Genomic DNA, 20,627 nt, shown 5'->3' with positions numbered 1-20,627 from the left:
AGATTGTCTGATTCTATGAAAGTTGTGCGGACATAACGGTTCATAAATCCAATAGGGAGATCCCCATGCCCATCAAACGGACCCTCTTGTGCGCCGCGCTCGCGGCGCTGACCGCGACTGCGGCGCATGCGGATGATATCCGCTGGCGGATCCCGCTGTCCTTCCCCTCCGAGCTGCCGGTGCTCGGCGACATGGCGAAGTATCTCGCCAAGACGGTGGAGAGCGTGTCGGGTGGGAGCATCCGCTTCCGCCTGGAGGAGCCCGGCAAGATCGTCCCCGCGCTCGGCGTGCTGGAGGCGGTGAAGGCCGGCAAGCTCGAAGCGGGCTACATCTGGATCGGCTACGACACCGGCATCGTGCCGGCGGCGAGCATCATCGGCGGGCTGCCGTTCGGCATGGAGCCCTGGGAATACGACGCCTGGCTCTACGAGGCCGGCGGCCGCGAGATCGTCGACGGGATCTACGCCCCGCACAACATCAAGCCGATCCCGTGCGGCACCGTCGGTGCGGAGACGGCGGGCTGGTTCCGCAAGCCCTTCGAGAGCGTCGACGACCTCAAGGGCCTCAAGATCCGCTTCGCCGGCGTCGGTGGCTCCGTGGTCCAGTCGCTCGGCGCGTCGGTGACGGTGCTGCCGGGCAGCGAGCTCTATCAGGCGCTCGACAAGGGGGCGATCGACGCCACCGAGTTCTCGATGCCGTCCATCGACGACCGTCTCGGCTTCTACCAGATCGCCAAGTACAACTACTTCCCCGGCTGGCATCAGCTCATCGCGGCGCACTACCTGGTGGTGAACCTCGACACCTGGAACGACCTCGACGACGTGCAGCGCGCGCAGATCGAGACCTCCTGCATGGCGACCAACGCCAAGGGCATCACCTTCGGTGAAGGCCAGCAGGGCCCGACCCTCGCCAAGTTCGAGAAGGAGGGCGTGAACATCGGCGAGATCCCCGAGCCGCTGCTGTTGGAGCTGCGCGAGGCCTCCAAGAAGGTGATCCAGGAGCAGATCGACAGTGACCCCGGCTATGCGAAGATCTACAACAGCATGGCGAAGTTCATGTCCCAGTACAGCCGCTGGAAGCGGCTCGCCTACCTGCCGCGGGACTTCGACTCGATCTTCGACGTTCTGCCCGCGCAGGACGACTGACGTCCCATCGACCGAAACCGGGGGGAGGCGCCGCTTCCCCCTCTTTCCTAGTGTGAAGGCAGTCGTATGTCCGCAGAAGCCCCCGGAGTCGGCGAGGTCACCGACAGCGTATTCGCCGCCGAGCGGCCGGCGGTCTGCGCCGCGCTCGACGGCTTCATCGTCAAGTTCAACGAGGTGCTGGCCCCGCTCTGGGGCGTCCTGATCGGGGTCATCCTGTTCAACGTCGTCGCGCGCTACGCGTTCTCGATGGGGATGGTTTCTCTCGAAGAACTCCAGTGGCACATCTACTCGGCCGGCTTCCTGTTCGGACTGTCCTACGCCGTCGTCACCGACGACCACGTCCGGGTCGACGTCGCCCAGCAGCTCCTGCCGCGCCGGGCCCGGATCGTCATCGAGATCTTCGGCCTGATGTTCTGCCTGATCCCGATCGCAACGGTGATCTTCTGGTACTCGCTCCCCTTCGTGGCCAACGCCTGGATCCTCGGCGAGACGTCGAACTCTCCTGGAGGGCTGCCCTCCCGCTGGATCGTCAAGGGCTTCATCACGATCGGCAGCCTGATGCTTGTCCTCGCCGCGCTGTCGCGGCTGATCCGTTGTTTCGTCGCTTTCCGCCAGCTCGGCACCCGCCGCGCCTGAGGTCACAAGCTTCCCATGTCTGAAACCGACTCGATGGCCGTCGCCATGATGGCGACCTTCATTCTGCTCCTGTTCACCGGCTTCCCGGTGGCCTGGCTGCTCGGTGGTGTCGCCTTCCTCTTCACCATCCTCTCGATCGTGCTCGACACCTATTTCGACACCTGGATCGGCGTCGACATGTCCTTCCTGTCGCTGATCGTCGACAGGATCTGGGGCCTGATGAACAACTGGGTGATGGTCGCCCTGCCGATGTTCGTCTTCATGGGCTTCATGCTGGACCGGTCGGGCGCGGCGGAGCAGCTCCTCCACAACATCTCGCGCGTGTTCGGCCGGGTCCGCGGCGGCATGGCGCTGAGCGTCACGATCGTCGGCATCGTGCTCGCCGCCTCAACCGGCATCGTCGGCGCCTCCGTGGTCCTCCTCGCGACGCTCTCGGTGCCGACGATGATGAAGTCGGGCTACGACCGGCGGATCATCGCCGGCACGGTCTGCTCCGTCGGTACGCTCGGCATCCTGATCCCGCCCTCGATCATGCTGGTGCTGATGGCCGACCAGCTCGCTCTGCCGGTCGGCGACCTCTTCCGCGGCGCGCTGCTGCCCGGCCTCATGCTGGGCGGGCTCTACGCGGTCTACCTGATCGTGACCGGCATCCTGGCGCCGCAGCGCTACCCCGCGGTCGACGGGAACGACAAGTTCTCGCTCGCGGCCGCGCTCGACATCCTGCGCGCGGTGGTGCCGCCGGCGCTCCTGATCGTCGCCGTGCTCGGCTCGATCTTCGCCGGCATCGCCACCCCCACCGAGGCCTCCGGCGTCGGCGCCTTCGGCGCCACCGTGCTCGCCGCCTGCAACCGCAAGCTCACCTGGGGCACCTTCTGGTCGGTCTGCACCGCCACCACGCGCATGACGGCGTTCATCTTCGGCGTGCTGATCGGCGCCACCGCCTTCTCGCTGGTGCTGCGCGGCCTCGGCGGCGACGAGCTGATCGAAGGTCTCCTGAAGAGCCTGCCGTTCGAGGGATCGGGCGTCGTCATCGCCATCCTCGCGATCGTCTTCATCCTGGGCTTCTTCCTGGAGTACATCGAGATCACGCTGATCGTGCTGCCGCTCGTCGCCCCGATCGTGTCCGATCTCGGCTACGATCTCGTATGGTTCACCATCCTCTTCTCGATCTGCCTGCAGACCTCTTTCCTCACGCCGCCGGTCGGCTTTGCACTCTTTTATTTCCGTTCCGCCGCCTCGCGAGAATTCTCCGTCTCGGACATCTATCGCGGGGTTATTCCTTTCATCTTGATGCAGCTCCTGGTTTTGGCGCTCGCCTTCAACTTCACAGCCCTGGTGCTATGACCAGGGCGCGGTGGGGCTCCGCGCGCCGGGGCGTTGCCGATACGCTCCTGGTCGACAATATGACTTGCCTACGATCTTATGGTGTCATGCAGGCGCCGGCGGAGGGGGAACGCGCCCGTCGCGATCCGACCGCTGCCGTGCGAGGTTGGAAGGAGCGGGATGAACAAGCTGGATCTACAGGTTGAACGGAAGAGCGCCACGCTGCGCGGCCGGGTCGAGGAGAAGCTGCGCGAGGCGATCGCCTCCGGCCTCTTCAAGCCCGGCCAGCGGCTGATCGAGCGCGAACTCTGCGAGATCCTTGGGGTCGGCCGCACCTCCGTGCGCGAGGCACTGCGCCAGCTCGAGGCCGAAGGCCTGATCGAAAGCCTGCCTCATCGCGGTCCCTCCGTGTCGAACATCCGCATCGAGGAGGCCGAGCAGCTCTACGCGCTGCGGGGGCTACTGGAAGGCTATGCCGGCGAGCAGTGCGCCGCGCGTGCCGACGGCGCCTTCCTCGCCAAGCTCGACGCTGCGGTCGAGGCGTTCGTCGCCGCCGCCCACTCCGGTGAGCGGGAGGCGCTCGTCGCCACGAAGACCGAGTTCTACAATCTTCTCCTGAACGGTTGCGGCAACAAGTTCGTCGCCCAGACGCTGACGAGCCTCCACAACCGCATCAACCTGCTGCGCTTCACCTCGATGACCCAGCCCGACCGGCTGAAGCACAGCATCACCGAGATCCAGGAGATCGCGGCGACGATCCGCTCCGGCGACGTCGCCGCTGCCGGCGACGCCTGCCGGCGCCACATCCACAACGCCGCCCACGTCGCGTTGGACTATATGCGCAGCAACGCGACGCCGTCCGACCGCGAAGAGGCGTGACCCTCCGCGGTCGGGCATCGCGTCCCCTCAGGGGATCAGCAGATGGCGGATCACCTCGCCCTTGCGCAGCTTGTCGAACGCCTCGTTGATCTCGCTGAGCGGGCCGGTGCTCGAGATCAGCCGGTCGACGGGAAGCCGTCCCGCACGATAGAGCTCGATATATCGGGGGATGTCGCGCGAAGGCACGCAGCTGCCCATGTAGCTGCCCAGAATGGTGCGCTCCTCGCCGACGAGCGGCAGCGGCGAGATCTCGAACCGTGAGTTGACGTTGGTGAGGCCCGCCGTGGCGGTGACGCCGCCGCGCCGCGCGATCTTGTAGGCGAGGTCGAAGGCGCGGGTGTTGCCGGCCATCTCGATCGCGTAGCGCACGCCGCCCTTGCTGGCCTCCTTGACCTGCTCGACGATGTCGGGGTCGCCCGCATTGAAGACGTGCGTCGCCCCGAGCGTCTTCGCCTGCTCGAGCTTGGCGTCGGCGATGTCGATGGCGATGATCGGATAGGCCCCGCTCGCCACCGCGCCGAGGAGGGCGGAGAGGCCGACGCCGCCGAGCCCGATGATCGCGACCGACTCGCCCGGCGAGACGTTGCAGGTGTTCATCACCGCGCCGACGCCCGTCATCACGGCGCAGCCGAACACGGCGGCCGTGGTGAGGTCGATCTCGGGCGTGATCTTGACCACCGACTTGGTCGAGACCACGGCATACTCGGAAAAGGCGGAGACGCCGCTGTGGTGGTTCACCGGCAGGCCGCGCAGATGGATGTGGCGCGCGCCGGACAGCAGCGTGCCCGCCGCGTTCGCCGCATAGCCCTCCTCGCAGAGGGCGGCGCGCCCCTCCGCGCACATCGGGCACTCCCCGCACACCGGCAGGAACGACATCACGACCGGATCGCCGGGGACGAGCTTGGTCACGCCTTCGCCCACCGCCTCGATCCGCGCCGAGGCCTCGTGGCCGAGGGCGATCGGCAACGGGCGCGGCCGGGCCCCGTCGATCGCCGACAGGTCGGAATGGCAGACCCCGGCGGCCTCGATCTTCACCAGCACCTCGTCGCGGCCCGGGCCCTTGAGCTCGACGTCCTCGATCGTGATCGGCCGGCTCTCGGCGTAGGGCGTCGACATCCCGGATTCGCGCAAGATCGCGCTGCGTGTTCTCATCATTCCTGTCCTTTGTCCTCCCGCGACACGCGACGCCCGACCCGCCGCGCGGCGGGCCGGGCGCCGAGTGCCCTCAGATGCCCATATCGTCGAAGACTTCCTGCGCGATCCGGAAGCTGTCGATGCCGGCCGGAACGCCGCAGTAGATCGCCACCTGCATGAAGATCTCGCGCAGCTCCTCCTTGCTGAGGCCGTTGTTGATCGCGCCGCGCACGTGCAGCTTCAGCTCGTGATTGCGCCCGAGCGCCGAGATCATGCCGAGATTGAGGATCGAGCGGGAGCGGCGGTCGAGGTCCGGCCGGTTCCAGATCTCGTCCCAGCAATACTCGGTGACGAGCTGCTGCATCGGGAAATTGTACGGGGTGGCCTTGTTCACCGAGGCGGCGACGTACTGATCGCCCAGCACCTCTTGGCGCGTCTTGAGGCCGTTCTTGAACTTCTCGGTGAAGTCGGACCCGTCGGGCGCGGTACTCGTGATCTTGGAAGAGTCGGTCATTGTTGTTCTCCGATTCAAAGGTCGAGAAAGAGGAGGGGGGCGAGACAGAGGACGGGGTCGAGAAAGGGGCCGGCCGGGCCGCTCGCGCGCCGGGCCGGGTCGCGGGCGGTCATGTCGCGGCCGTCGCCCGCTCGGCGAGATAGCGGTAGAGCTCGGTGTGGTCGGCACCCTTCGGCAGCGCCGCGGTGGCGTCGGCCCAGAGCTTCGCCATGTTGTGCAGCGTCGGCAGCTCCAGCCCCATGTCCTCGGCGAGCCCGTCGGCGATGCCGATGTCCTTGGCCATCAGCGCCAGCCCGAAGCCGGCGGCGAAGGTCTCCGACAGCACGAACTGCTTGAGCTTGTTCTCGGTGGCGTTGTTGCGCCCCGTCGAGGCGTTGAGGACGTCGACGAGAAGGTCGAGGTCGAGCCCGAACGACTTGGCGAGCACCAGCGCCTCGAGCGCGGCGGCGACGCCCGCGCCGCCGACGAAGTTGTTGATCGACTTCGTCGCGTGGCCGGAGCCGAGCGCGCCGGTCTCGAAGATCCGCCCGCCGAGCACGGCGAGCACCGGCTTGGCCGCGGCGACGACCTCGGGGCGCCCGCCCGCCATGATCGCGAGCGTGCCCGTGATCGCCTTGGCGACGCCGCCCGACACCGGCGCGTCGACGAGGTTGAGGCCGGCCGCCTCGAGGTCTTCGCCGAGGGAGCGGGTGTCCATCGGCGCGCTGGAGCTCATGTCGATCACCACCGTGCCGGGGGCGAGCACCGCCGCGGCGCCGCCGTTCCCGAGGAGCGCGTCGCGCACCACGCGCCCGTTCGGCAGCATCGTGATGACCCCGTCGGCGCCCGCCGCCGCTTCGGCGGGCGAGGCGAAGGCCGTGCCGCCGGCCGCCTCCAGCGCCTCGCGTGCCGCCGGCGACAGGTCGCATCCGCGAACCCCATACCCCGTCTTCAGGAGGTTCACGGTCATCGGCGCGCCCATCTGGCCGAGGCCTATGAAGGCGATGGTGCAGGGTGGTGAGAGCTCTTTCATCGGGGTCCCCATGGATTAGAATCTTGTGATTTCATGCAATCAGACAATCTGTCAATATCATCGCGAGTCTAACGCGCGATCGTCGGCCCGGCGCCGGGCCGGGGGGAGGGCGATCGGGCAAATCATTATATGATTGTATGACAATAGGGACGGGGAGGAAGCCATGTCCGGTCGATGGGAAGTGCTGGCGCTGCGGTATGCGACGCTGGACTCCACGCTGTTGAGCGTGCCGCTCGACGCCGACGTGCACGACCGGATGGGGCGGATGGACTACTTCGTCTGGGTGGTGCGCGACGGGGCGCGAGTGATCCTCGTCGACACCGGGTTCAGCGAGGCGGCGGCGCGGGCGCGCGGGCGCACGCTGCTGCGTCATCCGGTGGCGGCGCTCGCAAGCATCGGCATCGCGGCGGAGGACGTCGCCGACGTCGTCATCACCCACCTCCACTACGACCACGCCGGCAACCTCGCCGCCTTCCCCAACGCACGCTTTCACCTGCAGGACAAGGAGATGACCTTCGCCACCGGCCGCTACATGGTGCACAAGCCGATCCGCCGGCCGTTCGACGTCGACGACGTGGTGGCGGCGGTGCGCCTCGTCTATCGCGAGCAGGTGGTGTTCCACGACGGCGACTATGTGCTCGCGCCGGGCGTCGCCGCCCATCTGATCGGCGGCCACTCGATGGGGCTGCAGGTGCTGACGGTCGAGGGGCCGCGCCGCGTCGTCGTCGCCTCCGACGCGCTGCATCTCACGCGGCTGATGGACAGGGACGACGCCTTCCCGGTGCTGTTCGACTATCCGGCGACGCTCGAGGGCTACCGCCGCCTGCGCGAGCTCGCCGGCGAGGACGGTATCATCCTACCGGGTCACGACCCGGAGGTTCTGTCGCTCTGGCCCCCCGTCGCCGCCAGCGATCCCGACACCGTCCGCATCGGATGAGGCGAGGGGGGAGGGAGCAACGCCAATCGTCGTGCTTTGTGGACGGGAAGCGGACATTACTGGTGACCCTACATGTACTGTCGGCGACACCGAACCAGTGCGAACATTTGTGCCCATTGCGGACGCAGGCTGCGCGAGGCAGGATCCTTCGAAGCGGACGTTCGGCATTCGCGAAAACCACCGATTTTGAGAGGTCGCGATGGCGAAAGGTCGTCCCAGTGTCCGGGGACAGTCGCGACCCCGCAAGCCTTGGCGACGCCGGCGACAGCTCTGATCCTCTACCGCCCTCTGGAGGGCGGTGACGGGATCGAGCTGATCCGTGTCTTTCACGCGTCTCGAGACTGGCTGACGCTGTTGCAGGGAGGAAGACCTCGGATAACCCACCAAATGCGGTGACGCGCTTGCCTGGCCGCGCGCATGGCACTGCCAGACGTTGCTCCAATCGCCACGATTCGACCGCAACGGGCTGTGCTAGTCTAGCGCTTCAACGCACCAAGGCCGGGCTTGAAGTTCCGCAACTCGTCCAGGATCGGGTCGATCGCGTTTTCGAAGCGTTTGTGGATCTCGCTATCGCAAGGCTCGGACGCCAGGATCACTCCGATGTCGTGAATCAAGTCCTCGCGCGAATAGTCGGTAAGCTGGGTCGGTTTTACACCGACGGTAGGCATGAATCGGCCCTTGTTGGCAAAATCGAAGATATAGCGCGGGTTTGAGCCGTCCTGCTGCGTGATCGCGCGGTAGAGCACCGGGAACACATCGGCGAAGCGACGGTTGATGGTGACCATCTGCGAAGTCTCAGACTGGTTGGTCACGACAGGCGGCAGAAATCCGTTCCGTTCGTACTGCGTGTAGACAGTCGTCTTTTCATATTTAGCGGCATCCGGCATACATTTGGCATAGGCGCTGCCGGACAGGACCAGATACCAGTAGGCCACCGCGAAATAGACATTGGGCGACGTCATGTGCATCTGGCCAGTATAGAGCATCGATAGGTAATAAGGGTTGCGCATCTGCGCATAAAGCGGTTCTGGTGCATAAATCCAGCCGACACGTTCCCGCCGCTCCGTTTCTTCCTGCGCCAGGTTCTCGGGGCTATTCAGCGCGGCGATAGCTTCGTCCCGGGTCATCCCGTTGCCCATAAGCTCGGCCAGTTTCTTGATCCGCGCCATCGGATCGGTGCCAAAGGCTTTGCTGTACATCTCGTCGACGATCCGGTTCGCGTCGAGAGTGACCTGAGACCGCTTGGCCTGCGCCTGCGCCTTTGCCTGGCGTTCCTGGAGGTCGAAGCGCCGCGCCTTTGCAGCGTTGAGCGCCGCCTCCAGCTTATCGACCAGAGGGCGCGGCAAGGTCGCGGCTTCGCGTTCTAGCTCTACGATCCGTGCTTTGTCTGCCTCCTCCCTCGAAAGCTCGGCCACATAGCCGTCGACAATTGCCTCCCGGATCTCGACGCGCCGGGTCTCGATCAGATCGTCGCCCACCGCGCGCTCCGCGGTCGTCATTCGGTCGCGCAGCGCCGCGATGTCCGGAGGAAGCCGATCAAGCGCATTTAATCCCATCTTCGTGTCGGGAAGCGCCGCAAGATACTCCCGGAACATATCGAGAGAACCGTCCGGCAAGGCCAGATCCTCGACCATCAGCCGCAGCGGATCGTTCGGGTCCACCTGCATTGCGACCTTCAGAAAGCTGTTAAAGCGATTGAACTCCGGAGGCAGGCCGCCTTGTGCCTGGAACTGCTTCCGGCAGGTCATTCCCAACCGGCCGAGCTCGACTTCGACCTGATCGCTGCCGGCAAGCTCATCATATGGCAGGCCGAAGAACGGCACGAACTGGCTGTCCTGAAGCAACATCGGTAGACGTCCGTAGTGCTCCGAGCCAGCGCGCACGACGGTCCCTATGAACGCATCGGTGCCGGCCTGCGCCATCCAGTCCTCATAGGCGGCGCAGGCGGTTTCGGGTTTGGCTACCCGCAGCCGGTTCGGCCGCCGTGTATCGCGCTGGAAGATCGTCGTCTGGGACGGGCCGGGCTGGGTCATGACGGCGACGTCGGGAACTGGATACTGGCGATAAATCGCCTCGTCGCAGCCGGCCCGATTGATCTCTGCCGCCAGCATACCTTCTTCACCCGACGGCCAGAGCCGGGTTGGTAAAAGCGAGAACCCGTCGGTGCCGCCGCCAAGAAGCTCCAACGGATTGAGGTCGAGCGCAGGGCCAATCGGGTCGACCCGGCCCGAAAGCGTGTGAATCTCGAACCCCGGGGCCTTTCCGCGACCCTTGGCTTTCTGCTTTCCGATGAAGATCCCGTCCCCGGTCTGCTCTAGGGTCAGCCAGGTCACATATGCGCCGTCGGTGCATTGAACCCGTCCGTACCACGGGCCGCTCAGGCTGAGGGCAAAGTTGTTGGCCGCCGAGATCTCATCGTCTGACAGGACAACCGGTGGCGGGCCGTCCTCGATCTTCCAGCCCGCCACTGGGCCGCATTCGTCATAGAGCCCCACCTGCTCGCCCTCGAGCTCCTGCCCGTCATTGCTCAGCGCGATTGCCAGCGTGGGCGGCGGCGGGGAATAGTCGGCGGGCTCCGACATATGCAAGACGGGTAGAAGGCGCAGCCGGCCGTCGGGAAGCGCATCGACCCGCGACACAAAGCGTGCGCGCGGAACGCGATCGTTTTGCGTCAAAGGCGACAGCGCCATCTCGGCCTGCAACGCCCCCGAGACCGGATCCATTCGGAAGGCGACGTCGATGGCGACCTCACCCACTTGATCACAGGCCATTTCCGCTTGCCACTTACCGTTTAGTCCGCGGTTGAAGAGCGCCTTTCGGTCGACTTCCGACATCTCCGGCCAGGGCGCTTTGCTCAGTGATAGTGTCTTGCAGGATTTCTCTTCTGTCGTTGAGATCCCCGTGCCGCCTTTCGAACGTGCAGCGTAAAAATCGGATGCCTGCATGTCTTCGGGCAGGCCCTGCCAGTCGCGCAAGCCGATGACCGTCTGGAAGGGATCGAAATCCTCGTAGGCAATCCGCGCTTTAGCGGTGCCGGTGGCGCTTGCGGTCTTTGCAGTCAGAAAGCCACTGTATCCGGTCGCGTTGTAATTCGGCAGTCCAATGTCGAGTTCAACATCGACAAAGGCCCCGTTGCAGAGCCCATAGCGCCCGCTCCAGTGACCGACCAGCGGTGCATCTTGGGCCATCGCGAAGTACGGGGCAAGGCAAGTCAGAAGAAATACCAGGCAGCGGAAGAAGTGCTCGAGCAAAAAAGTACTTACAGCAATACGGGACATCCAAATCTCCATACAAGCGAAAGACCGGAACACGAGTACCACAGTTTATCATAAGGGTCCGTAGGCAAGCTACCGACCGGAAGCCATTCCGCCGAGCCTCGTCCGACTGTAGACCAGCGGAGGTGCTGGAAAATACCGACCTGGGTTGGCGATGGCTTGTTCCAAGCGTGATCCGTCCGGAAAGCGCGGCGATCTGCATTTTTGGCGACGTTGCGGCCGGGAGCTTCGTCCGCAAGCCGGGCAGCCATACTATCAAAAACGAACGTTTTCGTCTCCTGTCAGCGCCCCGTCGCGACCGCCTCACTCGGTTGAAGGCACCACCTCCCAAATCTGTCTCGTGAAACTCGACCTCTCGAAACTTCCGAGCTCGGCGAGTTTTGAGTGGAGGCGGGCCACCCCGCCCGATGTCCGCTAACGGGGTCTCTTCACACTCTATTGAACAACCGGAATGGGCCAATACCTCCAGATCGCCTGCTCGCGGTCTGTGCTGAACGCGCCCCATCGCGAATGGCAGCTTCGGGGATTCGTCTCCTGCGCAACGCGTCAGCCACATGAGCAGGGCGAATTGCTCACGTCCGATCACTCGTGGCTCACCAAAGCTCGACTTGAGCGCATCAACCCAATTTCCACGACCCCATGGCGGGCGACGTCGATGAGTGCTGTGTCGTCAGCGCAAGGACCCACCTCATCCGCCGTCGACGAGCGCTCCGAACCATCCCATGGCCGCGTGGTGGCGGGGCGGCATCGGCGTCCGCGCAGCGCGTCGGTGCGGCGGCGTGCGACAACGCTGCACGGCGGATCGGGCATCGATCCCTTTGCGATCGGCGGTCATCGGCCGAAGGTCGCAGGTGGCGCAGGCGCCGCCCCGTCGCGGCACCCGAACGGTGGCTCGAAGGGATGCCGCAACGGCATGCCGTCCCACAGCCCGGGCCGATCCTGCGCCGACACTGAGCGTCAATCGCTGGGACTGGAGAAGAAACCATGAGCCTGACAGTGAGCGGGAAGGTCGTCGTCATCACCGGAGCGGGGGCCGGCATCGGCCGTGCGACCGCCGAGCTCTTCGCCAAAGGCGGCGCCAAGATCGTCGCGACCGACATCAACATGGACGGCCTGAAGACGACGGCCGATCTCGTCACCAAGGCCGGCAGCGAAGCACTGACCCTTAAGCACGACGTCGCCTCCGAAGACGACTGGATCAGCGTCCTCGCCAAGGCCAAGGAGACCTTCGGCGGCGTCGACGTCCTCGTCAACAACGCCGGCATCTATATCATCGCGCCGGTCACCGAGACCTCGCTCGAAACCTGGAACAAGCTGATGGCGATCAACGTCACCGGCGTGTTCCTCGGCGCCAAGCACGTCATCCCCTATCTCGTGGAGCGCGGCGGTGGATCGATCATCAACATGTCCTCGGTCGCGGGGCTCCAGGGTGCGGCCGGCCACGCCCTCTACGGCGCGAGCAAAGGGGCGGTGCGGATCATGACCAAGGATCTCGCCGCCGAGCTCGCGCCGCAGAACATCCGCGTGAACTCGATCCACCCCACCTATGTGAAGACCGCGATGGCCGAGTATGCCGAAAAGACCACGGGGATGTCGCAAGGCGAGCTCGGTCAGCGGCTGACCCCGATCGGCCGCATCGCCGAGACGAGCGACGTCGCCAACGTCGTCGTCTTCCTCGCGGCCGACGAGTCCGCCTATCTGACGGGCTCCGAGTTCGTGGTCGACGGCGGCGGCACCTCGGTCCTGTCCTTCTGACCGGACGGGCGGAGCGCCCGGGCATCGCCGCCCGGCGACGCTCCGCCCACGACGCACCGGGCGACGCTCCGCCCCACGACGCATCGGGCGACGTCCCGCCCACGACGCACCGGGCGGCGTCTCGCCGCAAGACGTGCCCCGCGTCGCGCCACCTCATGATGCGCCCGCAGCAGATCCGAACGACGCGACCCCGCCGTCCCGCACACCACCTCGAAGCGTCGCCCGCGAGCGTCGCAAGCCGCCGACGGCACTTGACCCTCTAGGTCACTCGACCTAAAGAGCTTCGTAGGACGCTTGACCTAGAGGGCTCGGCGACCACGCCGCGAGCCGCCCCGCCGTCACGAGCGTCACCGGAGCGAGGGTGAGGACCATGGGCGCGACGGACACCCGCGAACACATCGTCGAGGCGGCCGACCGGCTCTTCTACGAAAACGGCTACGCGGCCACCTCCTTCGCCGACATCGCCGCGGCGGTGGGGCTCTCGCGCGGCAACTTCTACTACCACTTCAAGACCAAGGACGAGCTTCTCGGCGCCGTCATCGCCCGCCGCCTCGCGTCCACCGAGGCGATGCTCGCGGCATGGGAGGAGGGCGCCTCGTCGCCCGTCGCCCGCATCCGCCGCTTCATCGACATCCTCGTCATGAACCGGGCGAAGATCATCGCCTACGGCTGTCCCGTCGGCACCCTCTGCGAGGAGCTCGCCAAGCTCGACCATGCCGCCCAGGACGACGCCGCCGCGATCTTCGGCGCCTACCGCGGCTGGCTCGCCGGGGAGTTCGCGGCGCTCGGCCGCGCCGCCGACGCCGACAGCCTCGCCCTCCACGTCCTGATGCGCAGCCAGGGCATCGCGACGCTCGCCACCGCCTTCCACGACGAAGCCATCATCCACCGCGAGGTCGCGGCCCTCACCGCGTGGCTCGCCGCCGAGGTCGGGGAGGCGTCGCGGCCGACCCCCACCGCCCCCCAACGGCCGTCCTGACGGAGCACCCATGTTCATCATCACCCTGCTCTTCGCCGACAAAACCAAGGCGCCCCCGCTCATGGAGGGGCACAAGGCGTGGATCGAGCGCGGCTTCGACGACGGCGTCTTCCTCCTCGTCGGCAGCCTCTTGCCGGGCATCGGCGGCGCGATCCTCGCCCACGAGGCCTCACGCGCCGCGCTCGAGCGGCGCGTCGACGAGGACCCCTTCGTCGCACAGGGCGTCGTCGTCGCCGACATCCTGGAGGTCGCGCCGGGGCGCACCGACGCGCGGCTCGCGTTCCTGGCGCCCTGAGCGATGGGTTCGACGATCCCCGGGCCGGACGGCCGGCCGCGCTGCCGCTGGTGCGCCGCCGCGCCCGAGTTCCTCGCCTACCACGACACCGAGTGGGGCTTCCCCGTCGGCGACGATCGTCGGCTCTTCGAAAAGCTGTGCCTCGAAACCTTCCAGTCGGGCCTCAGCTGGCGCACCATCCTCGCCAAGCGCGAGAATTTCCGCAGAGCCTTCCGCGGCTTCGAGATCGACGCCGTCGCCGGCTTCACCGAGGCCGACATCGCTCGCCTCCTTACCGACGAGGGCATCGTGCGCCATCGCGGCAAGATCGCCGCCGTCGTCGAGAACGCCAAACGGGCGCAGGAGATGGTGCGGCGGGAGGGCTCGCTCGCCGCCTATGTCTGGGGTTTCGAGCCGCAGGCCGCCGACCGCGCGCCACCGCAGAGCGCTTCGACGTCGCCCGCCTCGATCGCGCTGTCGAAGGACCTCAAGCGGCGCGGCTGGCGCTTCGTCGGCCCCACCACCGTTCACGCCTTCCTGCAGGCGATGGGCCTCATCAACGACCACGTCCCGGACTGCGCCGTGCACGAGGCGGTCGAACGCGCCCGCGCCGCCTTCGTCCGACCGGGGTAGGGGTCGTCCGAGGGCGGCGGCCGATCCGTCCCGATCAGTGATCGGAGATCGCGAACGGCCCGATCACGGCGACGTTCGGCAGGAAGAGGGTCGCGTCGACGACGTCGCCGGGCGGGGCGGAGAACACCCCTTTCCACGACCCAACGCGCGGGTTCTTCGACGGATCGTAGTTGAACGTGAGCTCCAGCGCGGTCGGCGCCCGCGGTTTGCCGGCCGCGTCGCGGGCGAGATCGTAGCGCCGCCCGCCGGCCTCGACGTGGATCGCACCGAGGCTCGCTTCGTCGAGATCGGCGTAGATCGCCTCGCCCGAATAGCCCGCCTCGTCGGTCACGAAGCGCAGCTCGATCGTGAGCGCATCGGCCTTGCGCACGGCGCGGCGCACCTCGGCGTAGGCGTGGCCGCTCGCCGTCTGCGGCAGCGCCGCGGCATCGAAGGCGTGCGAGGCGGGTGTCGCGACGGCGCCGAGCAGCGCGGCGAGAGCGAGGCGTTGCAGAATTTTCATGGAAAACGTGCCCGAGAAAAGGGGCGTCCGCTCGTCGGCGGGCGCCCCGAAGGGATGGACTAACGCGCGTCTTCGGTCAGGCCGAAGGCATGCATTGCGGCACGGAACACGTCGGTGTTGTCGACATACTGCCGGCTCTCCTCGGCGACGTCGTAGATCGCGAGGCCGGGCTCGGGCGTCGCCGCGTCGAGGAAGAAGTCGGCGCCCGCACCCTTCGCATAGAGCGGCACCAGCTCGCGGGTGTGGGTGTCGGAGTTCCAGCGCACCAGCGGCAGCGCGCCCGCGCCCTGGTTGATCACCGGGGCATAGGCCACCTCGTCCGAGTTCGGCCCCTGCAGCAGGCCGTTGCCGTGGTCGGTGGTGATGATCACGAGCGTCTCGTCCCAAGAGCTCTTCGCCTCGATCCACGCGACCACCGCCTCGACCGCTTCGTTGAAGTCGATCTGCTCTTCGATGATCCGCGGCAGGTTGTTGGCGTGCGCGGCCCAGTCGACGGCGCCGCCCTCGACCATCAGGAAGAAGCCGTCCTCGTCCTGCGACAGCAGCGCGATGGCGCCGAGCGTCATCGTCGCGAGGTCGGGCACGTTGTCGAGCATGTCGCCCATCGCGACGCCCGGCCGGTTGAACTGGAGGGTCGCGGCATTCTCGGCGGTGCCGATGAGCTTTTCCTTGCCGCCCATGTCGAGCGTGCCGGCGGCGAGGGCCTCGAAGTCCGCCTTGCTCTCGATGAGCTTGTACTCGGTCTCGCCGTTCGCAAGGCGCGCCCAGGCCTCGCGGCCACCGACATAGCGGAACGCCTTGTCGCCCGGCGCGGCGACGGCCGCGCCGTTCTGGTCGAAGTAGGGGTGGCCGGTGCCCATCACCACGGTGGCGAGACCCGAGCCGATGATCTCCTGGCCGAGCGCCTCGTAGTTGTTGCGGCTCCGGTTGTGGCCGAGGAAGGCGGCGGGGGTCGCGTGGCTCCACTGGACCGAGGAGATCGAGCCGAGCGCGCGGCCGCTCTCGACGGCATATTCGCCGATGTGCTTCAGCTGCGTGTCGGTGTTCGACCAGTTGAGGGCGTTGTTGTAGGTCTTCTGGCCGCTCGCGAGCGCCGTGCCGGCGGCCGCGCTGTCGGTATAGTCGTGGCGGGCATAGTCATAGCCCACGAAATAACCCTGATAGTCGCCGAGCGAGCCTTCGTAGACGGTCTCGGTCGGCACCGCGGCCCAGAGCTCGGCCGGGTCGAAGGTCACGGCGCCTTCGTTGGTCATCGTCGGCTCGCGCTCGGTGTTCAGCGGGTAGGTCGAGGCGAACAGCTTGACGTCGAAGTCGTCGTAGACCTCGTGGCCGAGCGCGCCGAAGCGATAGTAGCTCGCCGCGCGCCAGGTCTCGATGCTGGCACCGTCGGTGATCATCAGGATGACGTTCTTGGCGGGCGCCTCTTGCGCCGAGGCCGGCAGGACGAGGGCGGCCGAAACCCCCAGAAGCAGGGCAAGACGTTGGCAGGACAGCATGGTGTCTCCGTTTCCCAAAGTGCGGACAAACTCCAGCGCTGCAATAATGTTATATCATAACAAGCGCATGACTGTCGGCACGACCGGTTGGGGATGGGAGATCAGCCTTGAGATTCAGTATGTTACTCTGCGACTCCTCGGAAGAAGACTCGGCAGAGGCGAATGCGTCGACCATTTGTCGAGGTTTTCGCAGACGCTTGTCCGTGGGCTGAAGGTCGCAGGGATATCGCGCCGGCGGCAATCGCCGGAGCACATCCACGACACCGTCGACCGCTCGACGACGACTGGTCCGGGGATCGCCCGCTTCTCCATGCGACAGATGCCTGACAAGCTTTTGAGCGCTCAACCGGTTGCCGGACATAGGGATCCGTCACGTCCCTTCGCCCGTCAGGCGGCACCGATCATGCCGTCTGGTTGATCGCAGCATCGCAGCGACCCGCCGAGCACGCCTATTTCAAGATGCGACGTTTACCGACTGTAGGTGGGGCGAGGCGTGTGAGCGGGCGGGGCACCCCGTGCCGGGGGGGGGGGGCGACGCTGAAGCCCTTATCCAACCACTCTCGTGGATCGGCCGAGACATTTGAGGCCCGCCTCTCGGTTCGAGAGTCTGAGCCTAAATCACTCAAATGTCTCGAAAAATCGATCTATCAGAGAATATGCCGAGTGGCTCGATCCGTTTCGATCGAACCACTCGGTGCCTGCTTTAGGGGCGACGAAGAGGCACCGCACATCAAGTCGATAGCCCGTCGTGGGTGAAATCCGCCCAGTCTCGCGCATCAGTGCGAGCGAAGCGACTCGAGTTGTCTGAGCCACCGACCTCCCCATCGTGATCTTGCGAGGCACCTTCATTTGCGATGATCAGCGAGGCCGCCGTGCAGATCCAAATCGATCGCGAGAAGCGCTTGTGGTGTGGCGACTGACTTGATCGACGCGGCGACCATTCCGAGCGCAAACCGTCGTGCACCGCGGCGGCTTGCGACGGCGAATTGAACAAATGGCGAGTGAGCGGCACTCGGCGCGATCGTGCTTTAGCCCTTTCGCGCTCGTTTCAAGCCGAGCGACGAGATGAGGTTCCGAAGTTTGGACCATGATCGGGGATGGAGCGGTCACGTTGCCGTCGGTGGCGGTGTCAACGGCGGCGTGGGTGAAGCAGGTCGGCAGGTGACGTCAAATCCGGTCGATCGGATCGCCACGTCCGTCGACAGAGCAGTGACCTCGCCCACCGCCTCATCGCTTGGATGGTACACGCCCCGGTGCAGTCACGGGTCGTCTCCGACCAATGTCCGCGCTCGTGCGGTGCTCCAAGCACTCCGGCATCCTCACCCCACCAAGGTCACATTGCGATGGGCGAGGCAGTTACAAGTCGTAATTTATTCTGATGATATAAACAGTCATTTGTTATTCGGGGTAATTCTCAGATTCTTTCTGTAGGAGACCAAATAATTTCTCATCATAATAACGAAAATTTTTGTAGTCTCGCCGATTCTTGACTCCGGTTGCCTGGTGCACAGCCGCTTTGCCGCTTTTAAAGCTTATATGTCGAGCGGAATTGAGGATTTCATCTAAATCCACGGCGGTTAGGTCAACTCCATAGAATTTGGCGACGCGATTCAACTGTTCACTCGGTGACTGCATGAGATCGTCATAGTCGATGACCACGCGATTGCTCCGAGGAGTCCGAACCCATTTGTGGATGAAGATAGGGTATTCTTTTGCTCTGCCGCGTGCATATCGGATAAAAGATGCCTTTGTATCATGCTCAGCCGGGCGTTTATTGCAGTAAAGTTCGTATTCAGAGACAACCGCGGGAAGGAACTTGCGAAATTGAACGATCAAACGGGCGTCTCTCGGAAGATCGTGTTTCAGATCAAAATCATGCTGCTTGCTCATCGAGATTCCCGGCTTGGTGCACGGAAAGCTGCCGCAGCAATCATGGCCCGGCTCCTGTTGAGCCTTGTAATATTCGCAATATTGAAAACTGTCGCCGAAAGCAGCAGAGAGGAGTCTCACCAAGAGGTGATGGCCGCTTCGCGGCCAAGAAACACAAGACGCATATTTTAAAGAATAGGTATGCGAGTAACCTGTCGGTTTCGGGGGCGTGTCTGTTGCCAGTGCGGTGTTCTTCGTCGGCATGCTCATTGCGCAGGAATCTCAGATATCCACATGAATTTTTAATATAGAAGGAGGCAAATTCTAACTCAAGACACATTGGCCGGTGCGCTGCGGAGGGACCCTCTCATCCACTGCCGAGGTCATCGAGTGCCAGCCTGTCCGTTGCTCTCGTCACGACGTTCGGGAGACCGTAAGAGCGCTTAGGCTGAGGATCTGTAATTTGCGCTGCGGTTGCGGTGTGCCGTCGAGGGTTTCATTGATCTGTCCGCACTGACGATCCGCGCGGTGGTGGACGCCGTGCGCTATCGGGTCTCACAAGGCCGGGTGGTGCAATGACTCGAAGCGGGCTCTGGCAGACCAGGCTTATCCGGTACCTTCGCAGCTCATCTGTCCCTGCGTCCCCTCTCGGGACACCGTCATTGGGTCGGCGAACGCCGAACCCCTCTGGCCCTCTCAGACTACGCGCTCTCACGCCTCGAACAAGGTGCCGTCGCGCAGCATCGCGTGCATGATCACCCCGAGGCAACGAGCCAGCGCGACACGGGCCTTCCTCAGCCCGCGCCGTCGCGCGATCTTCAACGACCACGTCTTCAGCCCGAAGGTCCGGCGACTGCGGGTGAGGATGGAGTTGGCGGCCTCGTAGAGGAGCTTGCGCACCATGGTGTCGCCTTGCTTGGTGATGCGGCCGACCCAGTCCAGCTCGCCGGATTGATGGCGTTTCGGCACGAGGCCGAAGGAGGCGCCGACCGAGCGGGGGCGTTTGAAGCGGCCGGCGTCGTCGATAGCTGCGGCGAAGGCTGCGGCGGTCTGCACCCCGACACCGGGAATGCCCATGAGGATCTGGCAGGCACTCGACCGGCGGCTGAACACGACGAGCATACGGTCGAGCCGCTTGATCTCCCGAACCAACCGTTCGCGCACGCCAAGCAGCGATGCGACCGCCTCGCCGAGGCCGGGCACTCCGATCGCCGCCTCGGCGCGGGCGACGAAGTCCTTGCCCTGGCTGGGGCCGACCTTGATGCCGAACGCCACGCACAATCCGCGGATGGTGTTGTCCAGCCTGACGCGGGCCTCGACGAGATGCGAGCGGGCCGTGATCACCGACCGCACGCCCTGGGCCGGGGCCGATTTGACGTGTACCTCCTTGTAAAAGCCGGTCTGTGCCAGCTGCGCCAGGCCCGCCGCGTCACCCGGATCGGTCTTGTTGGCCTTCATCGCCTTCAGGCTCTGGTGGGCCTGGACCGCATCGAGGCAGACGACAGGGATGCCGAGCTCCCTGAGGCCGAGGCAGATCGCTGCCGCCATCCGCCCGGTCTCGATCACTGCGCGCTCGATCGGGCCGGCATCCGACAGCGCCTCGGCGATCGCCGCCGGCGTGCTCTCCACCTTCACCGCGGTGATCCTGCTGCTCTTGTCGTCGACGACGCAGATCGCGGTCGTCTCCATCGACAGGTCCAATCCGGCAAATCGGCTCATGGCTCCCCTCCTTCCAGGCATCCGCTCCCAGAAGTGTCGCCGCCAGCCGACCAATCAGCAGCCCCGAATTCCCCGATGGCTCATAAGCACGATTGGTAAAGGCGGATCTGCTTCCACGATCTCCGAAGGGAGATCGCCATGATCCGAGAGCACTTCATGGCTAAGCGAGGCGCAGTTCGAGGGCCTCGCGCCGCTTCTGCCGAGCGGCACGCGAGGCAAGCTGTGTGATCTGCTGACATCGTTTCAATCGTCAGCGTCGCGCTGACCAGTGGTTGCGCGGCAGAATGGGCTCGGCGTTCGGGTCATACGACGCAGCGATGTCCTTGCCGGTGGGAGCGATGCCGCCGAGGCTGCCGTGCGGACGCACCCAGTTGTCGACGTTCTGCCACTCCGCCGATCGCGCTTCGAGCTCCGGGTCTTTGAGGTCGACCGTCGGCCAGAACTCCTCCAGCGCGGTCCGTTGCACCCGTTCGACCTTGCCGTTGAGATGCGATGACCGCGGGCGGTGTTGCCGCCGCTGGAAAACTGACCCGGTCGCCGACTGA

At 65.3% G+C, this 20,627-nt stretch carries 18 protein-coding genes; 9 read left to right on the top strand and 9 right to left on the bottom strand.

Going from position 1 to position 20,627, the window contains the following annotated elements:
- Positions 1-65: 65 nt before the first annotated feature.
- The 4 genes from JCR33_RS16665 to JCR33_RS16650 all read left to right on the top strand — a co-directional run bounded on the left by JCR33_RS16665 (position 66) and on the right by JCR33_RS16650 (position 3,983).
- Complete coding sequence (locus JCR33_RS16665; protein ID WP_198883250.1) at positions 66-1,145, top strand: TRAP transporter substrate-binding protein; 1,080 nt, start codon at positions 66-68, stop codon at positions 1,143-1,145.
- A 66-nt stretch (positions 1,146-1,211) separates the two neighbouring features.
- Positions 1,212-1,781: a TRAP transporter small permease subunit gene (locus JCR33_RS16660; protein ID WP_198883249.1), complete on the top strand. Its 570-nt coding sequence runs from the start codon at positions 1,212-1,214 to the stop codon at positions 1,779-1,781.
- A 15-nt stretch (positions 1,782-1,796) separates the two neighbouring features.
- A complete protein-coding gene (locus JCR33_RS16655; RefSeq protein ID WP_198883248.1) occupies positions 1,797-3,125 on the top strand; it encodes a TRAP transporter large permease in 1,329 nt (442 codons plus the stop codon).
- Between the two features lie 159 nt (positions 3,126-3,284).
- Positions 3,285-3,983, top strand: coding sequence for a GntR family transcriptional regulator (locus JCR33_RS16650; protein WP_198883247.1), 699 nt, complete (start codon positions 3,285-3,287; stop codon positions 3,981-3,983).
- 27 nt (positions 3,984-4,010) lie between these two features.
- Here JCR33_RS16650 and JCR33_RS16645 read toward each other — a convergent pair whose 3' ends face one another.
- The 3 genes from JCR33_RS16645 to JCR33_RS16635 all read right to left on the bottom strand — a co-directional run bounded on the left by JCR33_RS16645 (position 4,011) and on the right by JCR33_RS16635 (position 6,643).
- Positions 4,011-5,135, bottom strand: a complete 1,125-nt coding sequence (locus JCR33_RS16645) for a zinc-dependent alcohol dehydrogenase family protein (protein WP_198883246.1) — start codon at positions 5,133-5,135, stop codon at positions 4,011-4,013.
- A gap of 73 nt (positions 5,136-5,208) precedes the next feature.
- Positions 5,209-5,631, bottom strand: coding sequence for a carboxymuconolactone decarboxylase family protein (locus tag JCR33_RS16640; protein ID WP_198883245.1), 423 nt, complete (start codon positions 5,629-5,631; stop codon positions 5,209-5,211).
- A gap of 109 nt (positions 5,632-5,740) precedes the next feature.
- On the bottom strand, positions 5,741-6,643 hold the full coding sequence (locus JCR33_RS16635; RefSeq protein WP_198883244.1) for an NAD(P)-dependent oxidoreductase: 903 nt from the start codon (positions 6,641-6,643) through the stop codon (positions 5,741-5,743).
- A 163-nt stretch (positions 6,644-6,806) separates the two neighbouring features.
- Between JCR33_RS16635 and JCR33_RS16630 the strand changes: the two genes are divergently transcribed.
- A complete protein-coding gene (locus JCR33_RS16630) occupies positions 6,807-7,580 on the top strand; it encodes an N-acyl homoserine lactonase family protein (protein ID WP_198883243.1) in 774 nt (257 codons plus the stop codon).
- A gap of 476 nt (positions 7,581-8,056) precedes the next feature.
- On the opposite strand, the gene JCR33_RS16625 is transcribed toward JCR33_RS16630, so the two are convergent.
- Entirely contained in the window at positions 8,057-10,858 is a 2,802-nt protein-coding gene (locus tag JCR33_RS16625; protein ID WP_198883242.1) for a hypothetical protein, read from the bottom strand.
- Between the two features lie 981 nt (positions 10,859-11,839).
- Here JCR33_RS16625 and JCR33_RS16620 point away from each other — a divergent pair.
- The 4 genes from JCR33_RS16620 to JCR33_RS16605 all read left to right on the top strand — a co-directional run bounded on the left by JCR33_RS16620 (position 11,840) and on the right by JCR33_RS16605 (position 14,496).
- Positions 11,840-12,610, top strand: a complete 771-nt coding sequence (locus tag JCR33_RS16620; protein ID WP_198883241.1) for an SDR family NAD(P)-dependent oxidoreductase — start codon at positions 11,840-11,842, stop codon at positions 12,608-12,610.
- A 370-nt stretch (positions 12,611-12,980) separates the two neighbouring features.
- Positions 12,981-13,589 (top strand): TetR/AcrR family transcriptional regulator, encoded by a 609-nt coding sequence (locus tag JCR33_RS16615; RefSeq protein ID WP_198883240.1) that lies wholly within the window; start codon positions 12,981-12,983, stop codon positions 13,587-13,589.
- A gap of 10 nt (positions 13,590-13,599) precedes the next feature.
- Positions 13,600-13,884 (top strand): YciI family protein, encoded by a 285-nt coding sequence (locus JCR33_RS16610; RefSeq protein WP_198883239.1) that lies wholly within the window; start codon positions 13,600-13,602, stop codon positions 13,882-13,884.
- A 3-nt stretch (positions 13,885-13,887) separates the two neighbouring features.
- Positions 13,888-14,496: a DNA-3-methyladenine glycosylase I gene (locus tag JCR33_RS16605; RefSeq protein WP_198883238.1), complete on the top strand. Its 609-nt coding sequence runs from the start codon at positions 13,888-13,890 to the stop codon at positions 14,494-14,496.
- Between the two features lie 34 nt (positions 14,497-14,530).
- Here the strand turns inward: JCR33_RS16605 and JCR33_RS16600 are convergent, their stop codons facing one another.
- The 5 genes from JCR33_RS16600 to JCR33_RS16580 form a co-directional block, all read right to left on the bottom strand.
- A complete protein-coding gene (locus JCR33_RS16600) occupies positions 14,531-14,998 on the bottom strand; it encodes a hypothetical protein (RefSeq protein ID WP_198883237.1) in 468 nt (155 codons plus the stop codon).
- 59 nt (positions 14,999-15,057) lie between these two features.
- A complete protein-coding gene (locus tag JCR33_RS16595; RefSeq protein WP_198883236.1) occupies positions 15,058-16,494 on the bottom strand; it encodes an alkaline phosphatase in 1,437 nt (478 codons plus the stop codon).
- A gap of 1,398 nt (positions 16,495-17,892) precedes the next feature.
- Positions 17,893-18,633 carry a sulfotransferase domain-containing protein gene (locus JCR33_RS16590; protein WP_198883235.1) on the bottom strand — a complete coding sequence of 247 codons (741 nt, stop codon included), beginning with the start codon at positions 18,631-18,633 and terminating at the stop codon, positions 17,893-17,895.
- 441 nt (positions 18,634-19,074) lie between these two features.
- Positions 19,075-20,082 (bottom strand): IS110 family RNA-guided transposase, encoded by a 1,008-nt coding sequence (locus tag JCR33_RS16585; protein WP_198883234.1) that lies wholly within the window; start codon positions 20,080-20,082, stop codon positions 19,075-19,077.
- A 250-nt stretch (positions 20,083-20,332) separates the two neighbouring features.
- Positions 20,333-20,627, bottom strand: a 295-nt coding sequence (locus tag JCR33_RS16580) for an integrase core domain-containing protein (RefSeq protein ID WP_198883233.1), incomplete at its 5' end; no start/stop codon positions are given.

Origin of the sequence: Acuticoccus mangrovi, assembly GCF_016411865.1 — a bacterium.
Classification (GTDB): Bacteria; Pseudomonadota; Alphaproteobacteria; order Rhizobiales; family Amorphaceae; genus Acuticoccus; species Acuticoccus mangrovi.
Note: the sequence above shows the minus strand (reverse complement) of the source record. Positions and strands in the feature narration are given on the sequence as shown.